Source organism: Vibrio sp. SBT000027 (genome assembly GCF_963894355.1).
In the GTDB taxonomy this organism is placed as follows: Bacteria; Pseudomonadota; Gammaproteobacteria; order Enterobacterales; family Vibrionaceae; genus Vibrio; species Vibrio splendidus.
In genome coordinates, this window is record NZ_CAWQGD010000001.1 from 143,124 (window position 1) to 164,091 (window position 20,968).

Annotated in this window: 19 protein-coding genes; 9 read left to right on the top strand and 10 right to left on the bottom strand. The window is 45.5% G+C overall.

What is annotated here, in order from left to right:
- Positions 1–70 precede the first annotated feature (70 nt).
- The 3 genes from AACU28_RS00645 to AACU28_RS00655 all read left to right on the top strand — a co-directional run bounded on the left by AACU28_RS00645 (position 71) and on the right by AACU28_RS00655 (position 1,607).
- Positions 71–334, top strand: a complete 264-nt coding sequence (locus tag AACU28_RS00645; protein WP_004732701.1) for a hypothetical protein — start codon at positions 71–73, stop codon at positions 332–334.
- 246 nt (positions 335–580) lie between these two features.
- On the top strand, positions 581–1,255 hold the full coding sequence (locus tag AACU28_RS00650; RefSeq protein ID WP_121602102.1) for an SDR family NAD(P)-dependent oxidoreductase: 675 nt from the start codon (positions 581–583) through the stop codon (positions 1,253–1,255).
- Between the two features lie 112 nt (positions 1,256–1,367).
- Positions 1,368–1,607, top strand: coding sequence for an RNA recognition motif domain-containing protein (locus AACU28_RS00655; protein ID WP_017084996.1), 240 nt, complete (start codon positions 1,368–1,370; stop codon positions 1,605–1,607).
- A gap of 148 nt (positions 1,608–1,755) precedes the next feature.
- Here the strand turns inward: AACU28_RS00655 and AACU28_RS00660 are convergent, their stop codons facing one another.
- From AACU28_RS00660 to AACU28_RS00670, 3 genes are all read right to left on the bottom strand, one after another.
- Positions 1,756–2,100: a ribosome recycling factor family protein gene (locus AACU28_RS00660; RefSeq protein WP_004732696.1), complete on the bottom strand. Its 345-nt coding sequence runs from the start codon at positions 2,098–2,100 to the stop codon at positions 1,756–1,758.
- A 168-nt stretch (positions 2,101–2,268) separates the two neighbouring features.
- Positions 2,269–2,736 (bottom strand): OsmC family protein, encoded by a 468-nt coding sequence (locus AACU28_RS00665; protein WP_121602103.1) that lies wholly within the window; start codon positions 2,734–2,736, stop codon positions 2,269–2,271.
- Positions 2,737–2,765: 29 nt separating this feature from the next.
- Entirely contained in the window at positions 2,766–3,158 is a 393-nt protein-coding gene (locus tag AACU28_RS00670) for a GFA family protein (RefSeq protein WP_017077078.1), read from the bottom strand.
- 214 nt (positions 3,159–3,372) lie between these two features.
- Between AACU28_RS00670 and AACU28_RS00675 the strand changes: the two genes are divergently transcribed.
- Complete coding sequence (locus AACU28_RS00675; RefSeq protein ID WP_017091916.1) at positions 3,373–4,212, top strand: LysR family transcriptional regulator; 840 nt, start codon at positions 3,373–3,375, stop codon at positions 4,210–4,212.
- Between the two features lie 237 nt (positions 4,213–4,449).
- Positions 4,450–6,477 carry an alkyl sulfatase dimerization domain-containing protein gene (locus AACU28_RS00680; protein ID WP_241909098.1) on the top strand — a complete coding sequence of 676 codons (2,028 nt, stop codon included), beginning with the start codon at positions 4,450–4,452 and terminating at the stop codon, positions 6,475–6,477.
- A gap of 132 nt (positions 6,478–6,609) precedes the next feature.
- Here the strand turns inward: AACU28_RS00680 and AACU28_RS00685 are convergent, their stop codons facing one another.
- Positions 6,610–7,539, bottom strand: a complete 930-nt coding sequence (locus AACU28_RS00685) for a LysR family transcriptional regulator (protein ID WP_121602104.1) — start codon at positions 7,537–7,539, stop codon at positions 6,610–6,612.
- 173 nt (positions 7,540–7,712) lie between these two features.
- Here AACU28_RS00685 and AACU28_RS00690 point away from each other — a divergent pair, with 173 nt between their 5' ends.
- The 4 genes from AACU28_RS00690 (at position 7,713) to AACU28_RS00705 (ending at position 11,920) form a co-directional block, all read left to right on the top strand.
- A complete protein-coding gene (locus AACU28_RS00690; protein ID WP_102441050.1) occupies positions 7,713–8,396 on the top strand; it encodes an SDR family oxidoreductase in 684 nt (227 codons plus the stop codon).
- 90 nt (positions 8,397–8,486) lie between these two features.
- Positions 8,487–9,725: an MFS transporter gene (locus tag AACU28_RS00695; RefSeq protein ID WP_054541985.1), complete on the top strand. Its 1,239-nt coding sequence runs from the start codon at positions 8,487–8,489 to the stop codon at positions 9,723–9,725.
- Between the two features lie 84 nt (positions 9,726–9,809).
- Entirely contained in the window at positions 9,810–10,898 is a 1,089-nt protein-coding gene (locus AACU28_RS00700) for an alkene reductase (protein ID WP_121602105.1), read from the top strand.
- A gap of 200 nt (positions 10,899–11,098) precedes the next feature.
- Positions 11,099–11,920 (top strand): HNH endonuclease, encoded by an 822-nt coding sequence (locus tag AACU28_RS00705; RefSeq protein WP_004732676.1) that lies wholly within the window; start codon positions 11,099–11,101, stop codon positions 11,918–11,920.
- Between the two features lie 270 nt (positions 11,921–12,190).
- Here AACU28_RS00705 and rlmJ read toward each other — a convergent pair whose 3' ends face one another.
- From rlmJ to AACU28_RS00735, 6 genes are all read right to left on the bottom strand, one after another.
- The gene (gene rlmJ / locus AACU28_RS00710; RefSeq protein WP_102496244.1) at positions 12,191–13,057 is read right to left on the bottom strand and encodes a 23S rRNA (adenine(2030)-N(6))-methyltransferase RlmJ; all 867 of its coding nucleotides are present in this window, start codon (positions 13,055–13,057) and stop codon (positions 12,191–12,193) included.
- 235 nt (positions 13,058–13,292) lie between these two features.
- A complete protein-coding gene (gene secF / locus AACU28_RS00715; protein ID WP_004732672.1) occupies positions 13,293–14,231 on the bottom strand; it encodes a protein translocase subunit SecF in 939 nt (312 codons plus the stop codon).
- 2 nt (positions 14,232–14,233) lie between these two features.
- Positions 14,234–16,033 carry a protein translocase subunit SecD gene (gene secD, locus AACU28_RS00720; RefSeq protein ID WP_121602106.1) on the bottom strand — a complete coding sequence of 600 codons (1,800 nt, stop codon included), beginning with the start codon at positions 16,031–16,033 and terminating at the stop codon, positions 14,234–14,236.
- Between the two features lie 272 nt (positions 16,034–16,305).
- Complete coding sequence (locus AACU28_RS00725) at positions 16,306–16,788, bottom strand: hypothetical protein (protein ID WP_029405019.1); 483 nt, start codon at positions 16,786–16,788, stop codon at positions 16,306–16,308.
- 285 nt (positions 16,789–17,073) lie between these two features.
- Complete coding sequence (locus tag AACU28_RS00730; protein WP_121602107.1) at positions 17,074–19,854, bottom strand: M16 family metallopeptidase; 2,781 nt, start codon at positions 19,852–19,854, stop codon at positions 17,074–17,076.
- Positions 19,855–20,091: 237 nt separating this feature from the next.
- Positions 20,092–20,958: a LytR/AlgR family response regulator transcription factor gene (locus tag AACU28_RS00735; RefSeq protein WP_121602108.1), complete on the bottom strand. Its 867-nt coding sequence runs from the start codon at positions 20,956–20,958 to the stop codon at positions 20,092–20,094.
- Positions 20,959–20,968 lie beyond the last annotated feature (10 nt).

A 20,968-nucleotide genomic window follows, 5' to 3' on the forward strand; every position in this document is an offset into this window, starting at 1 on the left:
TCAGAGCACTTCCCCATTGTTTCGCTAAGCGTAGATTCCCTACCATGAATAATTGAAAAGGCTTTAAAGCATGAGCAAGTTGACCTCAGCGGAGCGTAAAGCTCGCGACAATGAACGTTTCTCACAACGTGTAAACGACCGCAGAGAAAAAGGCGAAGACGTAGTTGCTTACGCACTGACCAACAAGAAAGCTGTAAAATTTCTGACTAAGTCGGAAAAGAAACGCTTCAATGAAGCGAAAGTCATTCGCCAAGAAGAACAGCGAGTGAAAGATCAAGAAGAACTCAACAGAATCGAAGACTCATTCACGACCAAACAGTTCGACGAAGAGTAATCTGATTTCAAAAGCGCTGGCTCTATGCCGGCGCTTTTACCTTTACGCGCTTTACCTTTAGGCATTTTTTCCTTTCTGCTTTTCTTGTTATCTTCCTATCTTCCTATCTTCCTATCTTCCTACGACTTTCTCAAACCTCTGTTTTATCGATCTTACTCATGGATCTCTGCATCTTGGTCTTAGATCTCAGCAAACAGATATTCAAAGCCTTACTATCTCGATTCAATTCAACAATTCCGAGTCACCATGATTTTAATCACCGGATCAAGCAGCGGTTTAGGCGCAGCTTTAGCCAAGCAATATGCGAACACATCGAACAGCCGCCAGCGCTTAATGATCACTGGCCGCAGCTACCAACGTTTAGCTGAATTAGCGAAAAATCTGCCAGCGAATACTGTTAGCCAAGCCTGTGACTTGTGCGATCCACAATCAGTGAGTGAGTTATTGGATGCGTTGCCTGAAACACCAAAGCTGGTGGTTCATAGCGCAGGCAGTGGATACTTCGGTAAAATTGAACAACAAGATCCCGCCGCCATCAGCGACATGCTGAAAAACAACATCGAGTCTTCCATCTTTTTGATTCGCGAGCTTGTTCAGCGTTACAAGGATCAACCCGTCACCATTGCTGTTGTGATGTCGACCGCGGCTCAAGGCGCTAAAGCAGAAGAGTCTACTTACTGCGCAGCCAAATGGGCCGTTAAGGGCTTTATCGAATCGGTCAGGTTGGAGCTCAAAGGTCACCCGATGAAGATCGTTGCAGTTTACCCCGGTGGGATGGCAACCGAGTTTTGGGGAACCAGCGGCAAAGCAATGGATACCTCAAGCTTTATGACCGCACAAGAAGCCGCTCAAATGCTGCAGCAGGCGTTAACCAGTACCGAGCATGGATATGTGTCAGATATCACGATAAACCGCGGTTAACGGCTAATGAGAGCAGCGAACAGGTAAACCGAGCTATTCCGCTAATTATTTGTGAGGGTGAGCACGAAAGTGTGCGACAATGCTCAGCGTAAATTCATATTCAAGGTTTATTATGAAACTTCTAGTTCGTAACCTATCGCGCTCTACTGCAGAGCAAGACATCCGTGTTCTATTTTCTGAGTTCGGCTCAGTAAAAGAGTGCAGCCTAGTTTTAGACCAAGAAACTGGCGAATCTAAAGGCTTTGCATTTGTTGAAATGCCAGAGCACGAAGAAGCTAAAGCGGCACTAAACAAGCTGAACTTGTCAAAGCTTGGCAGCAACACGATTCGTGTAAAAGTAGCTAACTCTTAATCGAGTAAACGCTTTATAAGCCACATGGCTTAGCTTAAGCAGCACAAGCACAGATGATAAAGCCCGTAACGATATTGCGCTGAAAAACGTAATATCGTTACGGGCTTTTTGCTGCTCGCGATTCTCTTTTCACACGATTCGAATACGCCTACAGCCCTTCATGTTCATCAATGGCACGCCTTGCTTCGGCCATTGAACATCCAGATTCCATCACCAGTTGAGCGACGGTCATGGAGGGTGTCGCGGCCAACAGAGATGCCAAACACACCACAGGTTTAGGCAGCACTTTGTCGATTGCGATTGCTATCCAACCGTCTTTTTCGTGAGTTAACATCGTTTTAAATTCAACGAGTTGATGCTCTTGAGCGACCAACAGCCAATTGCGCGAACGACGAACTCGCTTCAACTGGCATCCACATTCTGCAGCATGCGCCATCACTTGGCTTTTATCACTCACACGATGTACAAAACTATTCAGTGGGACGCTAAACATAACACTCTGCTAACCAATCTATTCCTACCATTCAAGAGATCGCTACCTATCTCTCAGTACTTTCTAACTGTCACTCAATAAAACCGTACGTAGGATTACACAGACATAAAAAAACCGCCAGTGATGCACTAAGCAGCCTCGCGGTTTTTCGATGTTAACGTGTGTTGTTTACGCTTTAGTTTCTACCACAATTTCAGTCTTGACCGAGTTCGCGATAAAGCAGTTTTTGTGCGCCAAATGATGCAGTTTGTCGAGTTGTTTAGCAGTTGGTATCTTAATGCCCGAAAACACAATGTCAGGTCGCAGAGTCACCTTAGTGACAGACGAGCGGCCTGATTCATCTTCTTCCAGCACACCGACGGCATCATCGACATAAGAGTCGATCACGTACTTCTGCTTTGCAGCAATGCCCAAAAACGTCAGCATATGGCAGCTAGAAAGTGCCGCGATAAAGGCTTCTTCCGGGTCAACGTTCGCTTCCACCGAAAACGGCAGTGGCACAACATGAGGAGAAGATGAAGCTGGCACAGTGATACCACCATCGAACTCCCACGTATGACCGCGACTGTATTGGTTGTCGCTAAAGGCTTCATCTTCCGCTTTTTGCCAGCGAATGACCGCTCCATATTCAGACATAATTAATTCCTTTTATATTGTGTAACGACTTAGCGATCAGCAGGGTGATTAACGCCATCGTTGGTCACCACATCACCAATATCAAAAGGGTTCACCCCTTCCAAACAGCCGATGTTAAAACCGTATTCATTTGGGCTTGAGCGGCGTTGGTGATGAGTATAGATACCGCAGTTTGAGCAGAAGTAATGCTTCGCGGTGTTGGTATTGAATTGATAAAGCTTAAGATGCTCCGCACCTTTGAGGATCTTGATACCATCCAGCGCCACAGAGCCCACAATCGCCCCTCTACGACGGCAAATAGAACAATCACAACGACGTGGTTTTTCTATCCCGTTAGGTAAGCTGAGCTCTAATTCAACCGCACCGCAATGGCAGGTTGCCTTATGAAAAGGTTTGATAACCGTATCTCCGACCTGTTTCATGAGCACTCCTTGTTCTGGTTACTGGTTACTTTTTGCCCATCATATCCTGATTTGTTATTTTGGTAAAAAAATGTGTTTTCCAACAAATATATAGCGCATGTTTTCAACACATAATTTAAGCTAAATCTCGGCACCACTGACTCTACCATCATCGACACAACGATCACTGAGTCGTATTCAAACTATTTAATCTCTTTCTACAGAGCACACCTATATGAATCTCAATCTGATTAAACACTTTCTCGCAGCCTATGACTTCAAGAGTATTTCTAAGGCAGCAGAACATATGAATATGACTCAGCCATCAATGACCGCCGCGATCAAAAACTTTGAAGAGCAGAGCGGAAAGATCATGTTTTATCGCACCAGTCGTTCAATTCAGCCGACAGAAGATGCGCATTATCTTGCTGAGCAATGCCGAGAAATATTAGGTCGGCTCGACTCAGTATTTAAAGAAGAGAGAAAGCTAAAAATCTGCTGCCCAGAAGTGATCATGCAGGCACTCCCTGGCTATGAAGGCGTCTACTTTGTTGAAACTCCCGCCATCGAATACAGCATTTTGGACAAACTAAGAACCGGAGAGGTGGATATTGTTGTCGACGACATCTCTGTTACTGATCACTCCTTTATTGTCGAATCGATCGGCTCCCAAAAGCTCGCACTTGCGTGTCGTAAAGACCACCCAACGATTGGCGATACCATCTCCCTTGAGCAGTTCAAAAACGCCGAGCACATCATGCTGCGCCTAAAAGACAAAAATGTAAGCGCACTAGAAACCCGAACTGAAGAAGCATTTGAGCGTAACGTGGTTCGAGAAGTTTCCGGTCAATCGAATCTACTGCTGAACGCTCGTAACTCTGACGCGGTGTGCATTGTCAGTGAGTCCATGTTTAATTTAGCAGAAGAGCTAGGGCTAAAAGTCCTCGAACCACCATTTGCGTTGCGTAACTACGAAATGAAAATGATTTATCACAAACGCAGTATTCAAGATCAGCGACATGCTCAAGTTCGAGAACACATCAAAAAGCATCTAACGCCACCTTCCAAGAAATAAACAAAAACTATGCAAGCAATGATAATTCGTAAATAAAGGCAAAATAAACCAAATTACATAGATAAAATCTATGTGCTTTATAGTTACTACCCAATGGTTCGCCGCTTAAAAACTGCCTAAGATATCGTCATCAACGAGGCCTATTACACACCCTCGTATCCTTCAACTTTTGAAGAACGACGAAACAGGATGGATTCTGAGTCTGATTCATACGAAATACAGAACCAGGGTAACACTATGAAAAAAACCATTATTGCTCTCTCAATCTTAGCGTCTTGCAATGTGATGGCTCACTCTCATCACGCATCAGAGCGTTTAACTCACGGCGACCATGACCACTCATTCGATATGAGCGAGTACGATGTTGTGCTTTCTAATAACTATGACCCGTTTGCTAATGGCATTGAGTTTCTCTCTCCAACCATGTCTGCTGAGCAGCAAAGTTACTTCCCTTTATTTGAAAATGCCTCGACAAAACTAGCGGGGTCATTCCCAGAAATAATCTGGCGAGGTGAACCTCTATTCACGCCGGAATACAACAAAGAAAACATGGAAAAGGCGCTGCAAGAAGGCAAAATTCATCCAGAGTTAGCAGCGATGGAAGAAGCAATGACCAACCCTGTGATCTTTAAGCTATCAGACCGCATGTACAACGCATTTGGCTTTGAGGGAGCTTCGATCACCTTCCTTCAGGGTGACAAAGGACTGATCATTATCGACGCTGGTTCAACGGCTGAAACCGGTGAAGCCATGCTGTCGGCTTACCGTGACGCAACTGGAGACGAGCGTGAGGTTCATACGATTTTCTATACTCACCACCACCCAGATCAATGGGCAGGAACCGAAGGGCTAGCAACGCGTGAAGACTTCGAATCTGGCAAAATTAATGTCATCGCTCATGTTGATTTCCAGAAGAAAATGAATGAAGAGTCTGGCATTTATCTTAATCAACAGTCGATTCGAACCGCGTATGCATTTGGTGCCTTTATCCCTCATAACAATGACTACGATAAAGGGGTAAACCAAGGTGTTGGCTACCCAGCAGACATCGTGATGCAATCACAAAACAAATCCTTCTTCGCGCCAAATATCTTAGTCGACGATCTGATGATCATGAAGGTAGATGGCCTTACATTGGAGTTTTTCCACACCCCAGGCGAAGCGCCAGATGGTGTTGCACTCTATGTACATGAAACGGGAGACATGGTCGGTGGCGATACCATTCAAGGTGAAACCATTCCAAACCTCTACACCATTCGTGGTACCGAGTACCGTGACGGCCTTGAATGGGCAGACTCTATAGACCGTATGCGCCGCTATCAGCCAAAAACGCTTTCCCTACACCACGGCCGTTCTGCAGTAAGCCAAGAGCGTGTTGAAGATGTTATGAAAGCCTACGCGGATTCACTGCGCTACATGCAAGATCAAACGGTTCGCCATATCAACAAAGGCTATACCATGCATGAGCTTTCGGACAGTATCCGTCTACCTGAAGAACTCAAAGATCACGACTACCTTCGCCCGTTGCGTGGCTCAGAATATCAAAATGTTGCCAATATCTATGCGGGTAATGTTGGTTGGTTCAATGGTGATGCCAGTGAGCTTGCGAAGCCTGCACACAAAGACATGGCGCAACTTTACGTTGATATGATGGGTGGCTCAGACGCCATTAGAAAGGCTGCGGATCGCATGATCGAAAAACAACAGTACGGTGAAGCGATGCAGATCCTAACGCATGTTATCCGAGTCGATCACAACGATATGTATGCTCGTGGACAAAAAGCCGTTGCGCTAGAGCGTTGGGGTTGGGAACAATCGACCCCGGGTTGGCGTCACTGGGCACTCACAGGTGCAGCAGAGCTTCGCGGAGAACTAGATGGCGTACTCGATACAATGAACTTTTTTGGCGATGCCAGCAAGTTCGTTGAGGCACCAACCGATGATGTGATGTCACTGATTCCAACTCGCCTAATAGCCGAGCAATTGAACACCAACGAGACGCACGTCATCAACCTTGTTGTGGATGGAAGCCCATACCTTGTCAACGTGTCTAACCGCACAATGGCTGTCGACAATGGTTTTAGCTCTGAGAGCGCCGATCTCACCGTCGATATGTCAAAACAAGACCTTGTTCACTTGTTCTTAGTCAAAGACATCAATGTTGAAGAATCAACAGCGAAAGCAACCAAGGGCGATATCAAGCAACTTCAACGTTTGGTTGATGTGATTGATACCTTCTCTCCGTTCTACCTACACCTTCGTTAACCCCAATAAATAACCCGTGCCTCATTCATTTGAGGCACGATAAGAGGTGTCCATGATAGACAAAGATACTTTTATCCCAAGGGCGTTAGCGGTTGCCATCGTTGTATTTCTTTTACTTGTTTAACTCGGAAATTAACGACTCGAGCTGACGTAATCGCCAAACCGCTCAAACAGAAAATCCAAAAACAGTCGGATACGCTTCGGCTGATATTTCTTGCTGATGTACACCACATTCAAGTCGGCGCTCGACACCGACATCGCGGTATTGAAGTTTTTCATGTAGCCATTAAGCAGAGTCACAAGGCGTTGGTTATTGATGTCATCTTGCACATCCAACACCGATTTAAGCGCAATGCCCTCACCTTTTAATGCCCAGTAGCGAATCACTTCGCCATCGTCTGAAAATCGCTTCGGCACAACCGTCACCGACTTCTTCATATCATTGTCTTGGAAGTGCCATGTCTTGAGCTCTTCATTACTACGCAGCATGGCTAAACAGTCGTGTTCGACCAAATCTTGTGGTGTTAACGGTGTTCCATGTTTAGCAAGATATTCAGGAGAAGCGCACAACACACGTCGGCTTGGTGATAAGCGTCTGGATATCAAACTGCTGTCGACCAGTTCACCATAACGAATCACGATATCCATGCCAGATTCAGCAATGTTCGAGAGGTTATCGTTCAAGTACAGGTAAGGAATAACATCCGGATACTGCCGGCAAAACTCCGAAAGAATAGGAAGAATGTACTGCTTTCCGATGTCTTTTGGCGCGGCGATTTTTAGCGAGCCTTTGACTTCTTTTACGCCATTTTGAATCAGGTTTTCGGCCTCACTGACGTTGTCTAAAATCTCCAAACATGCCTTGTGATACAGCTCGCCAGAGTCGGTCAAAGACACATGTCTTGTGCTTCGGTTCAGCAATTTCACACCATATCGTTCTTCAAGTGCCTGCAACCTTGCTGTCATGGTCGCAGGAGAAAGCCCTAACTCTCGCCCCGCCGCTGCTAACCCGTGATGCTTAACAATGCTCACGAACATCGCCATATCTGAAAACTTATCCATACGATTCTCGCTTTCACCTCTTCGTCTTACTTCTCGATCTTAATGCTCGATTTGAATACCCAGTCACACTATTCAGATTAACCGAATAATGAATTTATATTTTAACCAATTATCAAATTTAGTCGAATAAATATAATGGCAAACATCAACAGAACAACGCAGGAATTCAGAGCATGACTAACGAATCGACTAAACAAGAGAAACACACTTTCGTCATCATTGGTGGCACATCAGGTATCGGCAAAGCACTAGCGATGCAACTAAGAAACGAGAACAACACGGTACATATTGCCAGCCGACACACAGGCGTTGATATCACCGATGAAAAGTCGATTTGTGAATACTTCGAATCGATTGGCGTGTTTGACCACTTAATCGTAACGGCTGGCTCATCCGCTCCCGCAGGAAAAGTAACAGACGTAGCAACCGCAAACGCTAAGACAGCTTTTGACACTAAGTTTTGGGGCAGCTTAAACGTAGCCAAACATGCCGCACGCTACATGACGCCAAACGGCTCTATCACCTTCACAACTGGTATGTTGTCACGCAAAGTTGTTGCTGGTACTTACGTAAAAACCGCCATCAACGCCGCACTAGAAAGCGTAACCAAAATACTGGCGAAAGAGCTATCACCCATTCGAGTCAATGCCGTTAGCCCGGGTTTAACCATGACGGAAGCCTACAAAAACATGGACGATTCCGCTCGTGCAAACATGTACGACAACGCCAAAAACAACCTACCCGCAGGTAAGGTTGGCGAGCCTTCAGAGATAGCCATGGGTTACCTGTTCGCAATTAATAACCCATACGTCACTGGGTCAATCATCGATATCGATGGCGGCGCTCTACTCGGCTAACACTCCGCAAAGAAGCAAAGACATAAAGAACAATCGTTAGGGCGTGTATCTCACGTCCTAACAAACAAGAATTTACATAGGTAGATCATCATGAAACAAGAAACCGTCAACCAAGAAACTATCCATAAAGAAACTACCCATAAAGAAAAGATTCCATTCCAAGTTTGGATACTGACACTCGCTGCATTTGCAATCGGCACGGCTGAGTTTGTTATCGCAGGCATTCTTCCACAGATCGCCACATCACTTTCAATCACAGAAGGCCAAGCTGGCTACCTTATCAGTGCTTACGCGTTGGCTATCGTTATCGGCGGCCCGATCTTAACCATCTACCTTGCACGTTTTAACAAGAAGATGGTGCTGATTGGCTTAATGGCACTGTTCATCATCGGTAATGTCTTATCAGCCCTTGCTCCTAGCTACCCACTTCTACTTGCCAGCCGTGTTATCGCAGGCTTAGTGCAAGGCCCTTTTTATGGTATCGGTGCGGTTGTTGCAACCAACTTAGTGTCTGAAAAAATGGCAGGTCGTGCCGTTGGCCAAATGTTCGCAGGCTTAACACTCGCTAACGTTCTTGGCGTTCCAGCTGGTACATGGGTCAGCTTGCAATTCGGCTGGCACACTACTTTCTTTACCGTGGCAGCACTTGGCACTATCGCGATGCTTGCCATTCTGACTTCGATTAAATCGACCGGTCACAGTGAAGCGAAAGACATCAAAACTCAGCTTCTAGCATTCAAAAATCCAATGTTACTGATCAGCTTAGCAATCACCGCTTTTGCTTGGTCTGGCTTCATGACGCTTTACGGCTACCTTGCGCCAATCGCCATGCACATCACAGGTTACAGTCAAGAATCAGTGACTTGGATCTTAGTGATTGTGGGTGTTGGCTTAATCATCGGTAACACCTTGGGCGGACGCTCTTCAGATAAAAACCTAGGCAAAGCTTCAATGTTTTGGGCTATCGCAATGATCGTGTCATTGGTGGTAGTTGGCCTTGTGGTAGACAACAAAATCCTCTTCGTTGCAGCCGCATTTGTCTTTGGTATTGCATCATTTGCAAACGTCCCTGCCATGCAACTTCGAGTAATGAACCACGGTGGCGAAGGGCAAGAGCTAGCAGCAACTGCGAATATATCAGCGTTTAACTTAGCCAATGCCTTTGGTGGATTCCTTGGCGGCATGGTACTCGACAGCCAACTAGGCGCAGGAATGATTCCGTTCGCAGCCGTTGTGGTTCCTATCGTCGGCTTGTTCTTAATCGCTAAAGCTAACCGAAAAGAGAAACCACAAAGCAACTCAATATTTGCACCCACAGAAGCTAAATAATTTAAGAACTCCGTAACTTCAAAGTGCCAATTCATTATCAAACTGGAATTGGCACAGCACTAAAAATTCATAAAGGTAGAGATCATGAACAAGTTATTCGAAACATCAGAACTGAAAGGCCTAGAGCTGCAAAACCGTGTCGTTATGGCACCCATGACACGCGCTCGCACTAGCCAACCTGGAAACGTGCCAAACGACATGATGGCGACTTATTACCAACAACGAGCAAGTGCAGGGCTAATCATCACTGAAGCCACACAAATTTCAGATGACTCTCAAGGTTACTCATTCACACCCGGCGTTTATACCGATGCGCAAATCGAAGGTTGGAAATCAGTCACCACAGCAGCAAAAGAGCAAGGCGCTGCGATATTCTGCCAACTATGGCACGTAGGCCGAGTATCACACCCTACCTTTCAAAAAGGCGAGTTGCCGATTGCACCTTCTGCACTGGCACCCATAGAAACGCAGGTTTGGATCTCTGATGAAAATGGTAACGGCAACATGGTGGATTGCATCCAACCAAGAGAGATGACCCAAGCCGATATCGATCGTGTTGTTCAAGATTTTGCTAACTCAGCGAAAAAAGCTGTCGAGGCAGGGTTCAACGGAGTGGAAATCCACGGTGGTAATGGCTACCTCATCGATCAGTTCCTAAGAACCAATTCAAATAAGCGCACCGACAACTATGGAGGCAGCCGCGAGAACCGACTTCGTTTTCTAATCGAAGTGGTGGATGCAGTGATTGATGCGATTGGTGCCGATAAGGTGGGTGTTCGTTTAGCTCCGTTCATCACCTTCAAAGACATGAACTGCCCAGACATCGTGCCAACGATTTTAGAAGCTTCAAAGGCGCTACAAGCACGCGACATCGCTTACCTGCATCTATCAGAAGCAGATTGGGATGACGCACCTGTGATACCTGAAAGCTTCCGTTTAGAGCTAAGAGAGCTATTCTCTAACACCATCATCGTCGCTGGCAGTTACACACCAGAACGCGCCGAAGAAGTGTTAAGCAAAGGCTACGCCGACCTTGTCGCATTCGGTCGCCCATTCGTTGCTAACCCAGATCTCGTTTCACGCCTACAAAACGGCAGCGAACTATCCGATCTCGACGGCGCCACTCTGTTTGGCGGCAACGAAAAAGGCTATATCGATTACCCAGCGTTGTAGTGGTAAAACATTAAATAAACACCAAGCCTGCATGAGTCCTGCAGGCTTGCCTCTTTAGAAACGTGACCGATTCGATACCTTTTCACACTCAAAAATTCACTTGCATATTTTGACCTAAACCACTGTTATATTTGAACTTTAAATCAAATTTAAATTATAAAAATATCAATAATAATTAGAATTGAAACGAGGACTCTCCATTGTTCAACGTAGGACAGGTTTACAATCGACGCACAGATATACACGGTCGCTACAAAGGTCAGCAATATGGTGGTATAGCTACGCCTGCAGCCCACCCATATGTATTTATCTTCACTAGCGATGCTGGTGAAGAATTTGGCTACTCTGATGGTTTTAGTGCAGACGGCACTTTCCGATATACAGGAGAAGGCCAAGAAGGTGATATGAAAATGGTTAAAGGAAACTTGGCCATCTTTAAACACCAAAACAACCTTAAAGAGATTCTCTTGTTTGAATCTGTCTCAACTGGTTTTGTTAGATTCGTCGGAGTTTGCAACTACATCTGTCATCACATTGAGCAACGCCCCGACAAGAACGATCAACTTCGTGATGCAATAGTTTTCCATCTAGATATCGTCCCACAAAGTGTCAGCAATACCATTCAAACACCAAAAGCTTCATATCTAACGAAACCAACTAAAAGTAAATCCTTGAAGCAATTACGAGACATCGCTTTAGCTTCAACGCCACTTCAAGCTGACCCTAAAGAACAACTCACTCACGTGAAGTATCGTAGTGAAGCCATTAAGCTCTACGCAAAAAAGAGGGCAAATGGTATCTGTGAAGGTTGTGGAGTACCCTCACCTTTTGAGACCAAGTCAGGCCCTTACCTAGAAGTGCATCACCTGACACGGTTAGCTGATGGCGGCGCTGATTGCCCCGAAAATGTGATTGCACTTTGTCCGACTTGTCATCGTGAAGCGCACTACTCAGTGGGAGCTGCCGATTTCAATGCAAAACTCATCGAGAAAGCACTAAAGATTGAAGAGCAACTGTTGTAAAAATTTCCGACAGGCAAAAGAAAGGCTCGCATGACTAGTGCGAGCCTTATGCAGTTTAGGGGGTAAACCACAATCTAGTTTAATCTTAAGATTAATTATTTAACTTATGAGCCATTATGCACTTGTGCGCATTGATATTCTATTTTTAAATGATTCACTGCAATTAATCAATCGATAAAAGTTAGCGTTTGGTCAATTTAAACCACATAAATAACAGTGATTTAGTGAACGGCGTCTAGAAAATCATCATAAAATCCATAGAAATCAGATTTATAGACTTCTCATTTGCCAATACCCTTCACCGTTAGTCGCGAGTTGGCTGTGTAAATAATCAAGCGTATCCGCGACCGTTCCAGCAATGCCTTGTGGTGGATTGAACAACAGTAAACCACTACCGATCAGGCGATCATCCCCCTTAGGATCACGAAGGCGAAGCTCCGACTTAATCGGACTTGGCAGCAAACCATCTTTCACTGCGGTCACACAGTGGTTCAAAATCAGTGAGCTCTTGTCATCTGTGTAGAGCGGGTACCAAATTAGTGCAGATACCTTCTCAGATTGCTGATACGCCTTAACTAAGGCATCAATCACCGCGAGATATTCTGAATCGGTTTCATAGGGTGGGTCGATAACAATCAAATGGTGGTTGTCATGTTTAGCAACGTCATCAGGTAACGCTTTAAGCCCATCACCTGCGCTAATCGTAAGCTTGCTTGAAATATCTAGGTTACATTGTAACTTCTCAATATTGGTTTGCAGTAAATCAGCTTCATCTTGCTGAATGTCTGAAAAATAGAAACTATCTTGGCTGCGACCTTGTTGGTAAGTGATGGCGGCAGAACCCGGATACAAAGAGATAAGTTGATTCGGATTGTAGTATTCCAGTACCGACATAAAAGAAGCGAATGCCGGAGGAAGATAAGCCTTATTGCGCCACAAGTACCCGACCCCTTCAGCAAACTCACCGGCATGATTACTTGGTGCGGTGGTGAGGTCATAACACCCTGTACCTGAGTGCGTGTCGATAACGTTGAGGCCTGAATGCTGCTGCATTAATGACTGAACAAGTGCACTCAATACTGGATGCTTCAGTGCATCACCATGGTCGCCTACATGACATTGATGTCGATATTCCATTCCCTTGCCTCATTTCTACTAACGTCATCTAAACATACTTCATATCATGAGGGCTTGCCTGCTCAATCCATCGTTTTTTGAAATAGGCTCTCTTTTCTCTAACCAGTTGACTCTTATAAAAAATAAAGCCCCTGAACTTACTTAGGGGGCTAAGTCAGTTCAAGGGCTTTCATTATTGGTTTAGGTTAATAGCGTAAGTAAATCGGCCTACCGTGCATAAGCTAGCTTAGCTTGACTAAGGGTACTCACCCTCAACTTCTACTGGCGCTTTCACTTGGTAGTGACAAGGCTGTAGGCCAAGTAGCTTAGGCAGTGTTATGCCGACAGACACTGAAGACCACGTACCGCTGACAATGCCGACAACGAGTGCAATAGCAAATCCTTGCAGCGCAGCGCCACCCAGTAGCCAAAGCGCTGATACGGTAATTAGCGTTGTTCCTGAAGTCACCATGGTGCGTGAGAAGGTCGCTTTAACCGATTCGTTGAGCAGGTTATCAGTATCACCGTTTGGATTGCCGCGCAGCATTTCGCGTACACGGTCGGCGATGATGATCGAGTCATTCAATGAGTAACCGAGAATCGCTAGCACGGCCGCCAATACGGTCAGGTTGAACTCAAACTGAGTAAAAGCGAAAAGACCCAAGATAAGCGTCACGTCATAGATGATCGCGGCAAGCGCACCGAGTGCCAAACGCCATTCAAACCGTACACTCAGGTACAGCATGATCATTAGGAAACACACCAATACCGCCAAGCCACCTTGGTCAACCATGTCTTGACCCACTTGAGGCCCAACCACGCTGCTGTTAAGCACTTTTACTTGGTCACTTACCGATGACAAAGCATCCACTAAGTTTGGCTGTGGAGCGTCTGTCAGTTGGCTGTAACGAATAGTCCAGCGATCTTGCTCTGCCATGCCGACCACTTGAACGTCTTGCTGGAAAGCAGTGTCGAGCTTGGTTTTTAACGCATCTTTGGTTACTTGATCAGAGAGTTGAACCTCGGCAACCACACCGCCAGTAAAGTCCAAACCCCAGTTAAAACCTTTCACTGCCACCAGCATCACAGAGCTCATGAACAGCACAATAGAAATCACAGACATCACCTTACGAAGGCGAGTCATATTGCTATTTGAAAAATAGCGGTCTGAAATAGTCATTTTTGAAGTACTCATGCTTAAATCCTTACATCGTGGCGTTGGTCACGCCCCCAAACCAAATTGATGATTGCTCGTGAAGCAAAAATACCCGTAAACATACTGGTTAGAAGACCTAAGCCCAGTGTCAGAGCGAAGCCCTGAATCGGTCCATTACCAATGGTATATAGAGCCACAGCAACGATCATGGTGGTGACGTTAGCATCGAAAATTGACGAGAATGCGCTATCGAAACCACGATCGATAGAGCTGGCAAAGCTGCGTCCTTCTTTCATCTTGTCTCGAATACGCTCGAAGATAAGCACGTTAGTGTCCACCGCCATACCAACGGTCAGTACTAGACCCGCAATACCCGGCAGAGTTAATACCGCACCCGGTAGCAGCGCAATCAAACCAAACAATGTGGTCATGTTAACCACCAATGCACAGTTCGCGACCCAACCTAAGCGGCGGTACCATAGCGCCATAAACGTTAGCGTAAGGCCAAGACCAAGTGCTAAAGCAGCAAAGCCGTTAGTTACATTTTCAGCACCCAAAGATGGGCCAATAGTACGTTCTTCAATGATGGTCACAGGCGCAGTCAATGACCCCGCACGCAACAGTAACGCAAGCTCTTGTGCGTCTGCCAAACTGCCAGCGCCTGTGATTCTGAAGCGGCTACCCAGTTGAGATTGGATGTTTGCCACACTAATCACTTCACTGTCTTGCTTGCTGTTGCCTGCTCTATCACGGCTGTACTCGCTGTACACCGTTGCCATTGGCTTACCGATGTTATGACGTGAGAACTCAGACATTTTCTTACCACCAGAAGAATCTAGCGTAATGTTGACTTCTGCACTGCCCATCTCACCAATGCCACTGCGAGCATCAATAATGTGTTCGCCACTCAACACAGCCTTGCGGTCGACGACCACACGGTTGCCGTCTGAATCTTTTAGGGTTTGAGTACTGCGAGTGGCATTGTCGTACACCGAATAGAACGCCAATGATGCCGTTGCACCAATCACGTCTTTTGCTGCAGCAGGGTCTTGTACACCCGGCAACTCGATACGGATACGGCTTTCACCTTGGCGTTGAATCGATGCCTCAGTGATGCCTAGCTCTTCAATACGGCTGCGCATGATCTGCAGGTTTTGTTGAACCGTTAGGTTACGTAGCGTTCTTTGTTCTTCTTCAGACTGAGTTAACGTTAGCGATTTATCTGAACGGTCACGTTGCCATTGTGGGAACTCTTGACGAATCAGCTTCTGTGCTTTTTCGAAATCGGCGTCGGTACGGAAATCAAACTGAACTTGGTTGTTCACCACTTTACCGCGCGCGTAACGCACTTCGCTGGTGATCTCGTCGACCATCGCTTGAGCTTGCGCGTGATAAACCGGCTCCATATCCACTTCTAATAAGAACTGCACACCACCACGTAAATCAAGGCCTAACTGAATCGGCGCAAAACCCATGTCAGTCAACCATTTTGGTGCTGCTGGCTCCATCGCTAACGCAACGGTCGCGTTATCCAATAGGCGCTCATTCAGCACCTCTTTGGCTTTCGCTTGTTGTTCAGCGTCTTCTAAGATCACGACTAAACGTTTGTCTTTTTGAAATGCAGATTTGGCTTGAATGCCTTCGCTCGCAAGGTATTGAGTAATTTGAGTCGCATCGATTGTCTGCTCAGAGCGATTGCTGATTTGAACCGATGCATTCTCGCCATACCAAGAAGGTAAAGCACTCAGAACCATGATGATAATGGTGGCGATAAGCACCGCGTATTTCCACTTTGAATAGTGGTTGATTTGTTTTCTTGGAATGCGTTTTTTCACAGTCAAGATCTCTTCTTTTTACCAATCACCGTAAATACGAGCTCAAAAATAGCATCGAAAAAAAACAGTGAACGAGCGTTTTAACCAGCTAGGTTGACCAGTTATTTACTGCGATTGGTATAACTAATGTTTTGCGAACACGATCGATAGCTGAAACCAGAACAAGCTGATTGAACGGTAGTGATGCTAAAGCTGATGTCGCTATGTTTGTCTTGGTTAATTGGCGAGTTCAACGGGCGCGAGGCGACCATCGATACGACCAATTTAGGGTCAAACGATTAGCTAAGAAGTTCTCGGAAATGCGAGTATTGAATGTTGCCCTCTTTCCACCCCGAAAGCCGGGAAGACGGAGAACTCACAATACTGGTCCAGTGCAGCTTGGAATCCAACAACGGCGTGTTGAAGAGCAGGGAAGCCAGTATTGAGGGGGGAGAGAAGTCAATCAGTAGATGATAAGCAGGCTCAAGATCGGCCACGCTTTCTTGCTCGTTACTGAGCATACGTCTGAAGTTTGCAGCTTGGAGGCTCGACTCAGTGTCGTGATAGTTGGAACTGTCACCAGAAGGATCGGTGCCAAACTGAGCTTTGTTGCACTCGAAGTAGCTCGACGGGTTATCCGTAGCGGCTTGTTTACACTGTTTTATCGAGGAAGATTGTTCATTCAGTGAAGATTGCTCTTGAGCCGAGTATATTTGAAATGGCTTAGAAGGAAACGAATAGCCGTTAGAATTCACTAAGCCAAAGCTCAGTAAAAACAACATTAAGACTAATCGGGTACCTAATTTAAGCAATCTAATATCCAAACAACATTCTCGTAGATCGTCAATCTACAATACAAATGAAACGCTGTCTTGATTTAAAACATTTTTTTAGAAAATGATACGATGCAACCGATTAGGCACTCACGGAATTTAGATTTATATACCTCAAAAAGAGCGCAACAAAGCTTGGTGCATAGATATTATGAATGGTGTAAAAACAAGAAAGCCAAGCGATGCGCGCTTGGCTTTGGGTTAAGTGTTTCTGTCTGCTTTAGGCTTTAGGCTTTAGGCTTTAGGACGCATGATGTTCTTAACCTTACGGCTATTTTCACCAAAGATGCGTTGGACAAGTTGATTCATATCTTCACGAGAAATTGAGTTAACCGTCGCTTTCACGTTAAACAAGGCTTCTACACCATAGTCGTGCAAAAGATAACGAGACACGAACCATGCTTGATCAACAACACTAGTATCTAAAGGCGTAAAGTCCGCTTCTAGTTGCTTGCCTGCCGCTCTAATCTCATCATTTGATACGCCCTTCAGAAGGTCTCCAATCACTTTATCAATCGCGACCTCTATCTTATCGGCATTTTTAGGGTCGATCAGCGCACCAATAAACCAGTCATGGCTTGTATCACCATCTTGCGATACACAGTAAGCATAAGGTGAGTAATCTAGACTTAAATCTTCACGTATGTACGCGTCTAAACGAGTAACAAGCAGGCGTTGCAGCATGTCTTCCATAAAGATATCTTTCGCCGTTTGCCCTCTTACTATTCCAGTTTGCTCGGAAGGCTCCGCAATGACTCTTAGCATGTACTCAGTGCTATTAGCCGTGTTGACCGACAAATCAATACGCGCTTTAGATGGGTGCTTGTACGCGACGTTAAAGTCAGGCACAACGGCTTTTTCCAATGGAATAGAAGCCAAGTACTGGCGAACCAGAGGTTTCAATTCACTTGGATCAATGTCGCCCACAATAACCAGCTGATTATTTCGGAATTGACCAAACAACTGCTGATGGACGCTCTTTATCTCTTCAACAGAAACCGTTTCCACACTTTTACTATCGAGCAACACATGATCACTGTCCGCTTGATAGGTATTTTGGTTCATTGCATATCCGAACTGACCAGTAGGGCTTGCTAAGTAAGAATCTCGATTTTGAATGAATTCTTGCTTAACCGCCTCCAGTTGCTCTGGCGATACCTTGACTGATGTAACGATCGCGTTGAGTGCAGCAAAAGTTTCCGCTAAGCCATTACTGGTAAGCTTAAATTCGACGCCATGGTGAGTAAAATCGATAAACGGATAAACCTGAATATCTTCACGATCCAAATGCGCATTAAGCTCCGTTCCTGAAAAACTGCCAACACCACTTCTACCGATAGCAGCAAGAGCTAACTCTGACGCTGGATATAACTTAGGATCGAGTGCTGCCATACCACCTAAGCTTGTGTAATAAATACCTATGTCATCGCCTGCAAGATAGTCACGCATATACCACATATCGATACCATTGCTAAGCGTCCACTTTTGAACATATGGGTCTACATACATCTGTTCCACTAACTCAATATCGCCTTGCGAACTAGGAACAGCAAAAGCACTGCTGGTCACCGAAAACAACGGTTTGGCACCCTTTTCGCTATAAGTTGCTTTCAAGCTCTCGATGGCTTGGGTAACCGCAACTTTATCTTCACTTTCATTCATACCAACCACTACGAAATAGTCGCTAGAAAGCAAAGCCTTAATATTGGCATTAATCACATCAAGATCGAGATTTGCGACAAACTCTTCAAGGCTCGCTTCATAGTCTCGTTGTGATTGCACGATTTGTTCGTTCACTAAAGCCGTCGCTTTCTGGTTAGCGTGCTGTACGCTGTCCATATTGTCCCAATCGATCTCAACATTATCGAGTAAGTCTTGATAATAATGCTGTTCGCTAATTATCTCATTTTCAGAGACGCCATAATCACGCAGAGATGCCAATGTGGCGATTAGCTCCTTTTGAGCCACCTCACGAGCGCCGACAGGAAAGCCAACATCCACCAATGAATAGCGCTGATATTCCATAGAATAATGTTTGGAACTTATCCATTGAGTTGGCAAAGCCGCATCATTGAACTTGGTATTAAGTCGCTGCCTGATCAGTTGCTGTACTGTCTCATCAAGCCAAAGTTGATGCTGTTGCGCGCGAGTGTCTACCGCACTTGCCCCTCGGTTGATCATCAAAGAGATACTTGGCGCTTCCGATTCTGCATACTCAATATAGTCACCTTCATTAAAGGTGGTAATTCTTTGTTTTACTGGCTTGGGAGTTTGTCCTCGCTGCCAATCTGAAAACTTCTGTTCAATTAATGGAATGACGGTTTTTGTGTCAATGTCACCGGAGACAATCACCTCAACGTTCTGAGGTTGATACCAAGTCTGATAAAAGTTATTTAGCCCTTGGGAAGTCGCGCTGAGTACAGACTCTTTAGTACCAAGTGCATCTTGGCCTTCATACTGGCCACCCTCAATGAAGTGGTCTAAAAACTGTTCTGCGAATGGCTTGTCGTCTAAGCGTGCATAACGGAACTCACCAAGAATCACACCTTTCTCTTTTTCGACTTCTGAACTTGATAGGTCCAGAGCATCACCAATGTCTCGCATCCACGTCAGGGCAGACTGTAATTGGACATTGTCAGGTAAATCTAATTGATACACAGTTTCTTGGTAAGAAGTGTAGGCATTGATATCAGCACCAAAGCTAGCGCCTGCATCTTCGAATAAGCGAATCACGTCATTTTGAGAGAAATTTTTACTGCCATTGAATGCCATGTGCTCCAAAAAGTGCGCATAACCTTCTTGTTGGTCAGTCTCTTGGAACGAACCCGCGTGCACGACTAAACGAACAGATACGGATTCTTCATGATCTGGATAAACATGGTAGGTAAGGCCATTTTCTAGTTGGCCTGATGTCCATGCCGGATCCGGCTGGATTGGCGTTTCGGTAGTTTTTGATGTTGAGCTACAGCCAACTAAGGTGAGGCATAGAGCCGTCGCTAAATAATATGTTTTCATAACAACCTCTTAATGTCATTCATCGACAATATACAGATTGAGTTAACGATTATTATTTAATATTGAACCGGATGAGTATCTTTGTGATCTAGATCTTTATTTTATAAATCACTATACGTTATGTAAGATCGGCTGTACTCGTTTAAAGCAGCGTTTTGATAGAGCCTAATACATCCATTTAAACTCGTTAACTGCATCCTTTTAAAATCAATGGCTACATACCTTTAAGCTTGTTCGCTACATACCCTTAAAGAGCGCTTGCGAAGCACGGCTGATCGGTAACTTTTCTCCAGAAACATACGCCGACATCTGGCCTGAGAGCCCTTTCTTCACCTTATCAATGGCCGACACTTTAACCACCACCGAGCGATGGATCTGCCAAAACTCATCTGGGTTAAGCTGGGCGATCAACTCTTTTAGCGACACGCGAAGAATAAACTCCTCTAGCAAACCGCCTTGGCCTTTTTTGAATATCGACACGTACTTGTCTTCCGCTTTGAAGTAAGCAACATCATCGACGGCGATTAGGTGAATGTCTTCTCCAACGCTAGCCTTGAGCCACGTTAGATGTTTCTTCTGCTGTTGATAAAGGGGCTGCGATAGATAAGGAGGCTGCGTTTGTTGGGAAGACGATTGTGATAACTGTTGAAGCTGAGCCATTAACGCCGTGATATCGGGCTGTTCCGGAGTGCTACCTGTTTGCGCTTGGTTGCTCGACAAACGCGCTTGCACCTTCTGGCATGTCGCCAGTAAGCGCTCTTCGTTGATGGGTTTCAGCAGGTAATCCATCGCATTGTGCTCAAAGGCTTTGACCGCGTATTCGTCATAAGCCGTAATAAACACAATCAATGGCGGTGAATCTAGCTTGTTGAGTTGCTTCGCCAGCGAGATTCCATCCAGCTCTGGCATACGAATATCGAGAAAAGCCACATCGGGCTTAAGCTGCTGAATACTCTGCATTGCCTCCAAACCGTTTTGTGCCTTACTGACGATTTCTAGCTCCGGCCAAACCTCAGCCAAACTCTTATCTAGGTGATGCCTTAACAGTGCTTCATCATCTGCGATAATCGCCGTTACGCTCGGCTGTATTGCTGGGTTATTCATAGTTAATCCT

Coding starts and splice junctions, on each gene's coding strand:
- AACU28_RS00650 (WP_121602102.1), top strand. CDS start 581: ATGATTTTAATCACCGGATCAAGCAGCGGTTTAGGCGCAGCTTTAGCC.
- AACU28_RS00680 (WP_241909098.1), top strand. CDS start 4,450: ATGAAAAAAACCATTATTGCTCTCTCAATCTTAGCGTCTTGCAATGTG.
- AACU28_RS00735 (WP_121602108.1), bottom strand. CDS start 20,958: ATGAATAACCCAGCAATACAGCCGAGCGTAACGGCGATTATCGCAGAT.
- AACU28_RS00665 (WP_121602103.1), bottom strand. CDS start 2,736: ATGTCTGAATATGGAGCGGTCATTCGCTGGCAAAAAGCGGAAGATGAA.
- AACU28_RS00690 (WP_102441050.1), top strand. CDS start 7,713: ATGACTAACGAATCGACTAAACAAGAGAAACACACTTTCGTCATCATT.
- AACU28_RS00730 (WP_121602107.1), bottom strand. CDS start 19,854: ATGAAAACATATTATTTAGCGACGGCTCTATGCCTCACCTTAGTTGGC.
- AACU28_RS00685 (WP_121602104.1), bottom strand. CDS start 7,539: ATGGATAAGTTTTCAGATATGGCGATGTTCGTGAGCATTGTTAAGCAT.
- AACU28_RS00675 (WP_017091916.1), top strand. CDS start 3,373: ATGAATCTCAATCTGATTAAACACTTTCTCGCAGCCTATGACTTCAAG.
- rlmJ (WP_102496244.1), bottom strand. CDS start 13,057: ATGGAATATCGACATCAATGTCATGTAGGCGACCATGGTGATGCACTG.
- AACU28_RS00655 (WP_017084996.1), top strand. CDS start 1,368: ATGAAACTTCTAGTTCGTAACCTATCGCGCTCTACTGCAGAGCAAGAC.
- AACU28_RS00695 (WP_054541985.1), top strand. CDS start 8,487: ATGAAACAAGAAACCGTCAACCAAGAAACTATCCATAAAGAAACTACC.
- AACU28_RS00645 (WP_004732701.1), top strand. CDS start 71: ATGAGCAAGTTGACCTCAGCGGAGCGTAAAGCTCGCGACAATGAACGT.
- AACU28_RS00660 (WP_004732696.1), bottom strand. CDS start 2,100: ATGTTTAGCGTCCCACTGAATAGTTTTGTACATCGTGTGAGTGATAAA.
- AACU28_RS00670 (WP_017077078.1), bottom strand. CDS start 3,158: ATGAAACAGGTCGGAGATACGGTTATCAAACCTTTTCATAAGGCAACC.
- AACU28_RS00700 (WP_121602105.1), top strand. CDS start 9,810: ATGAACAAGTTATTCGAAACATCAGAACTGAAAGGCCTAGAGCTGCAA.
- secF (WP_004732672.1), bottom strand. CDS start 14,231: ATGAGTACTTCAAAAATGACTATTTCAGACCGCTATTTTTCAAATAGC.
- AACU28_RS00725 (WP_029405019.1), bottom strand. CDS start 16,788: ATGTTGTTTTTACTGAGCTTTGGCTTAGTGAATTCTAACGGCTATTCG.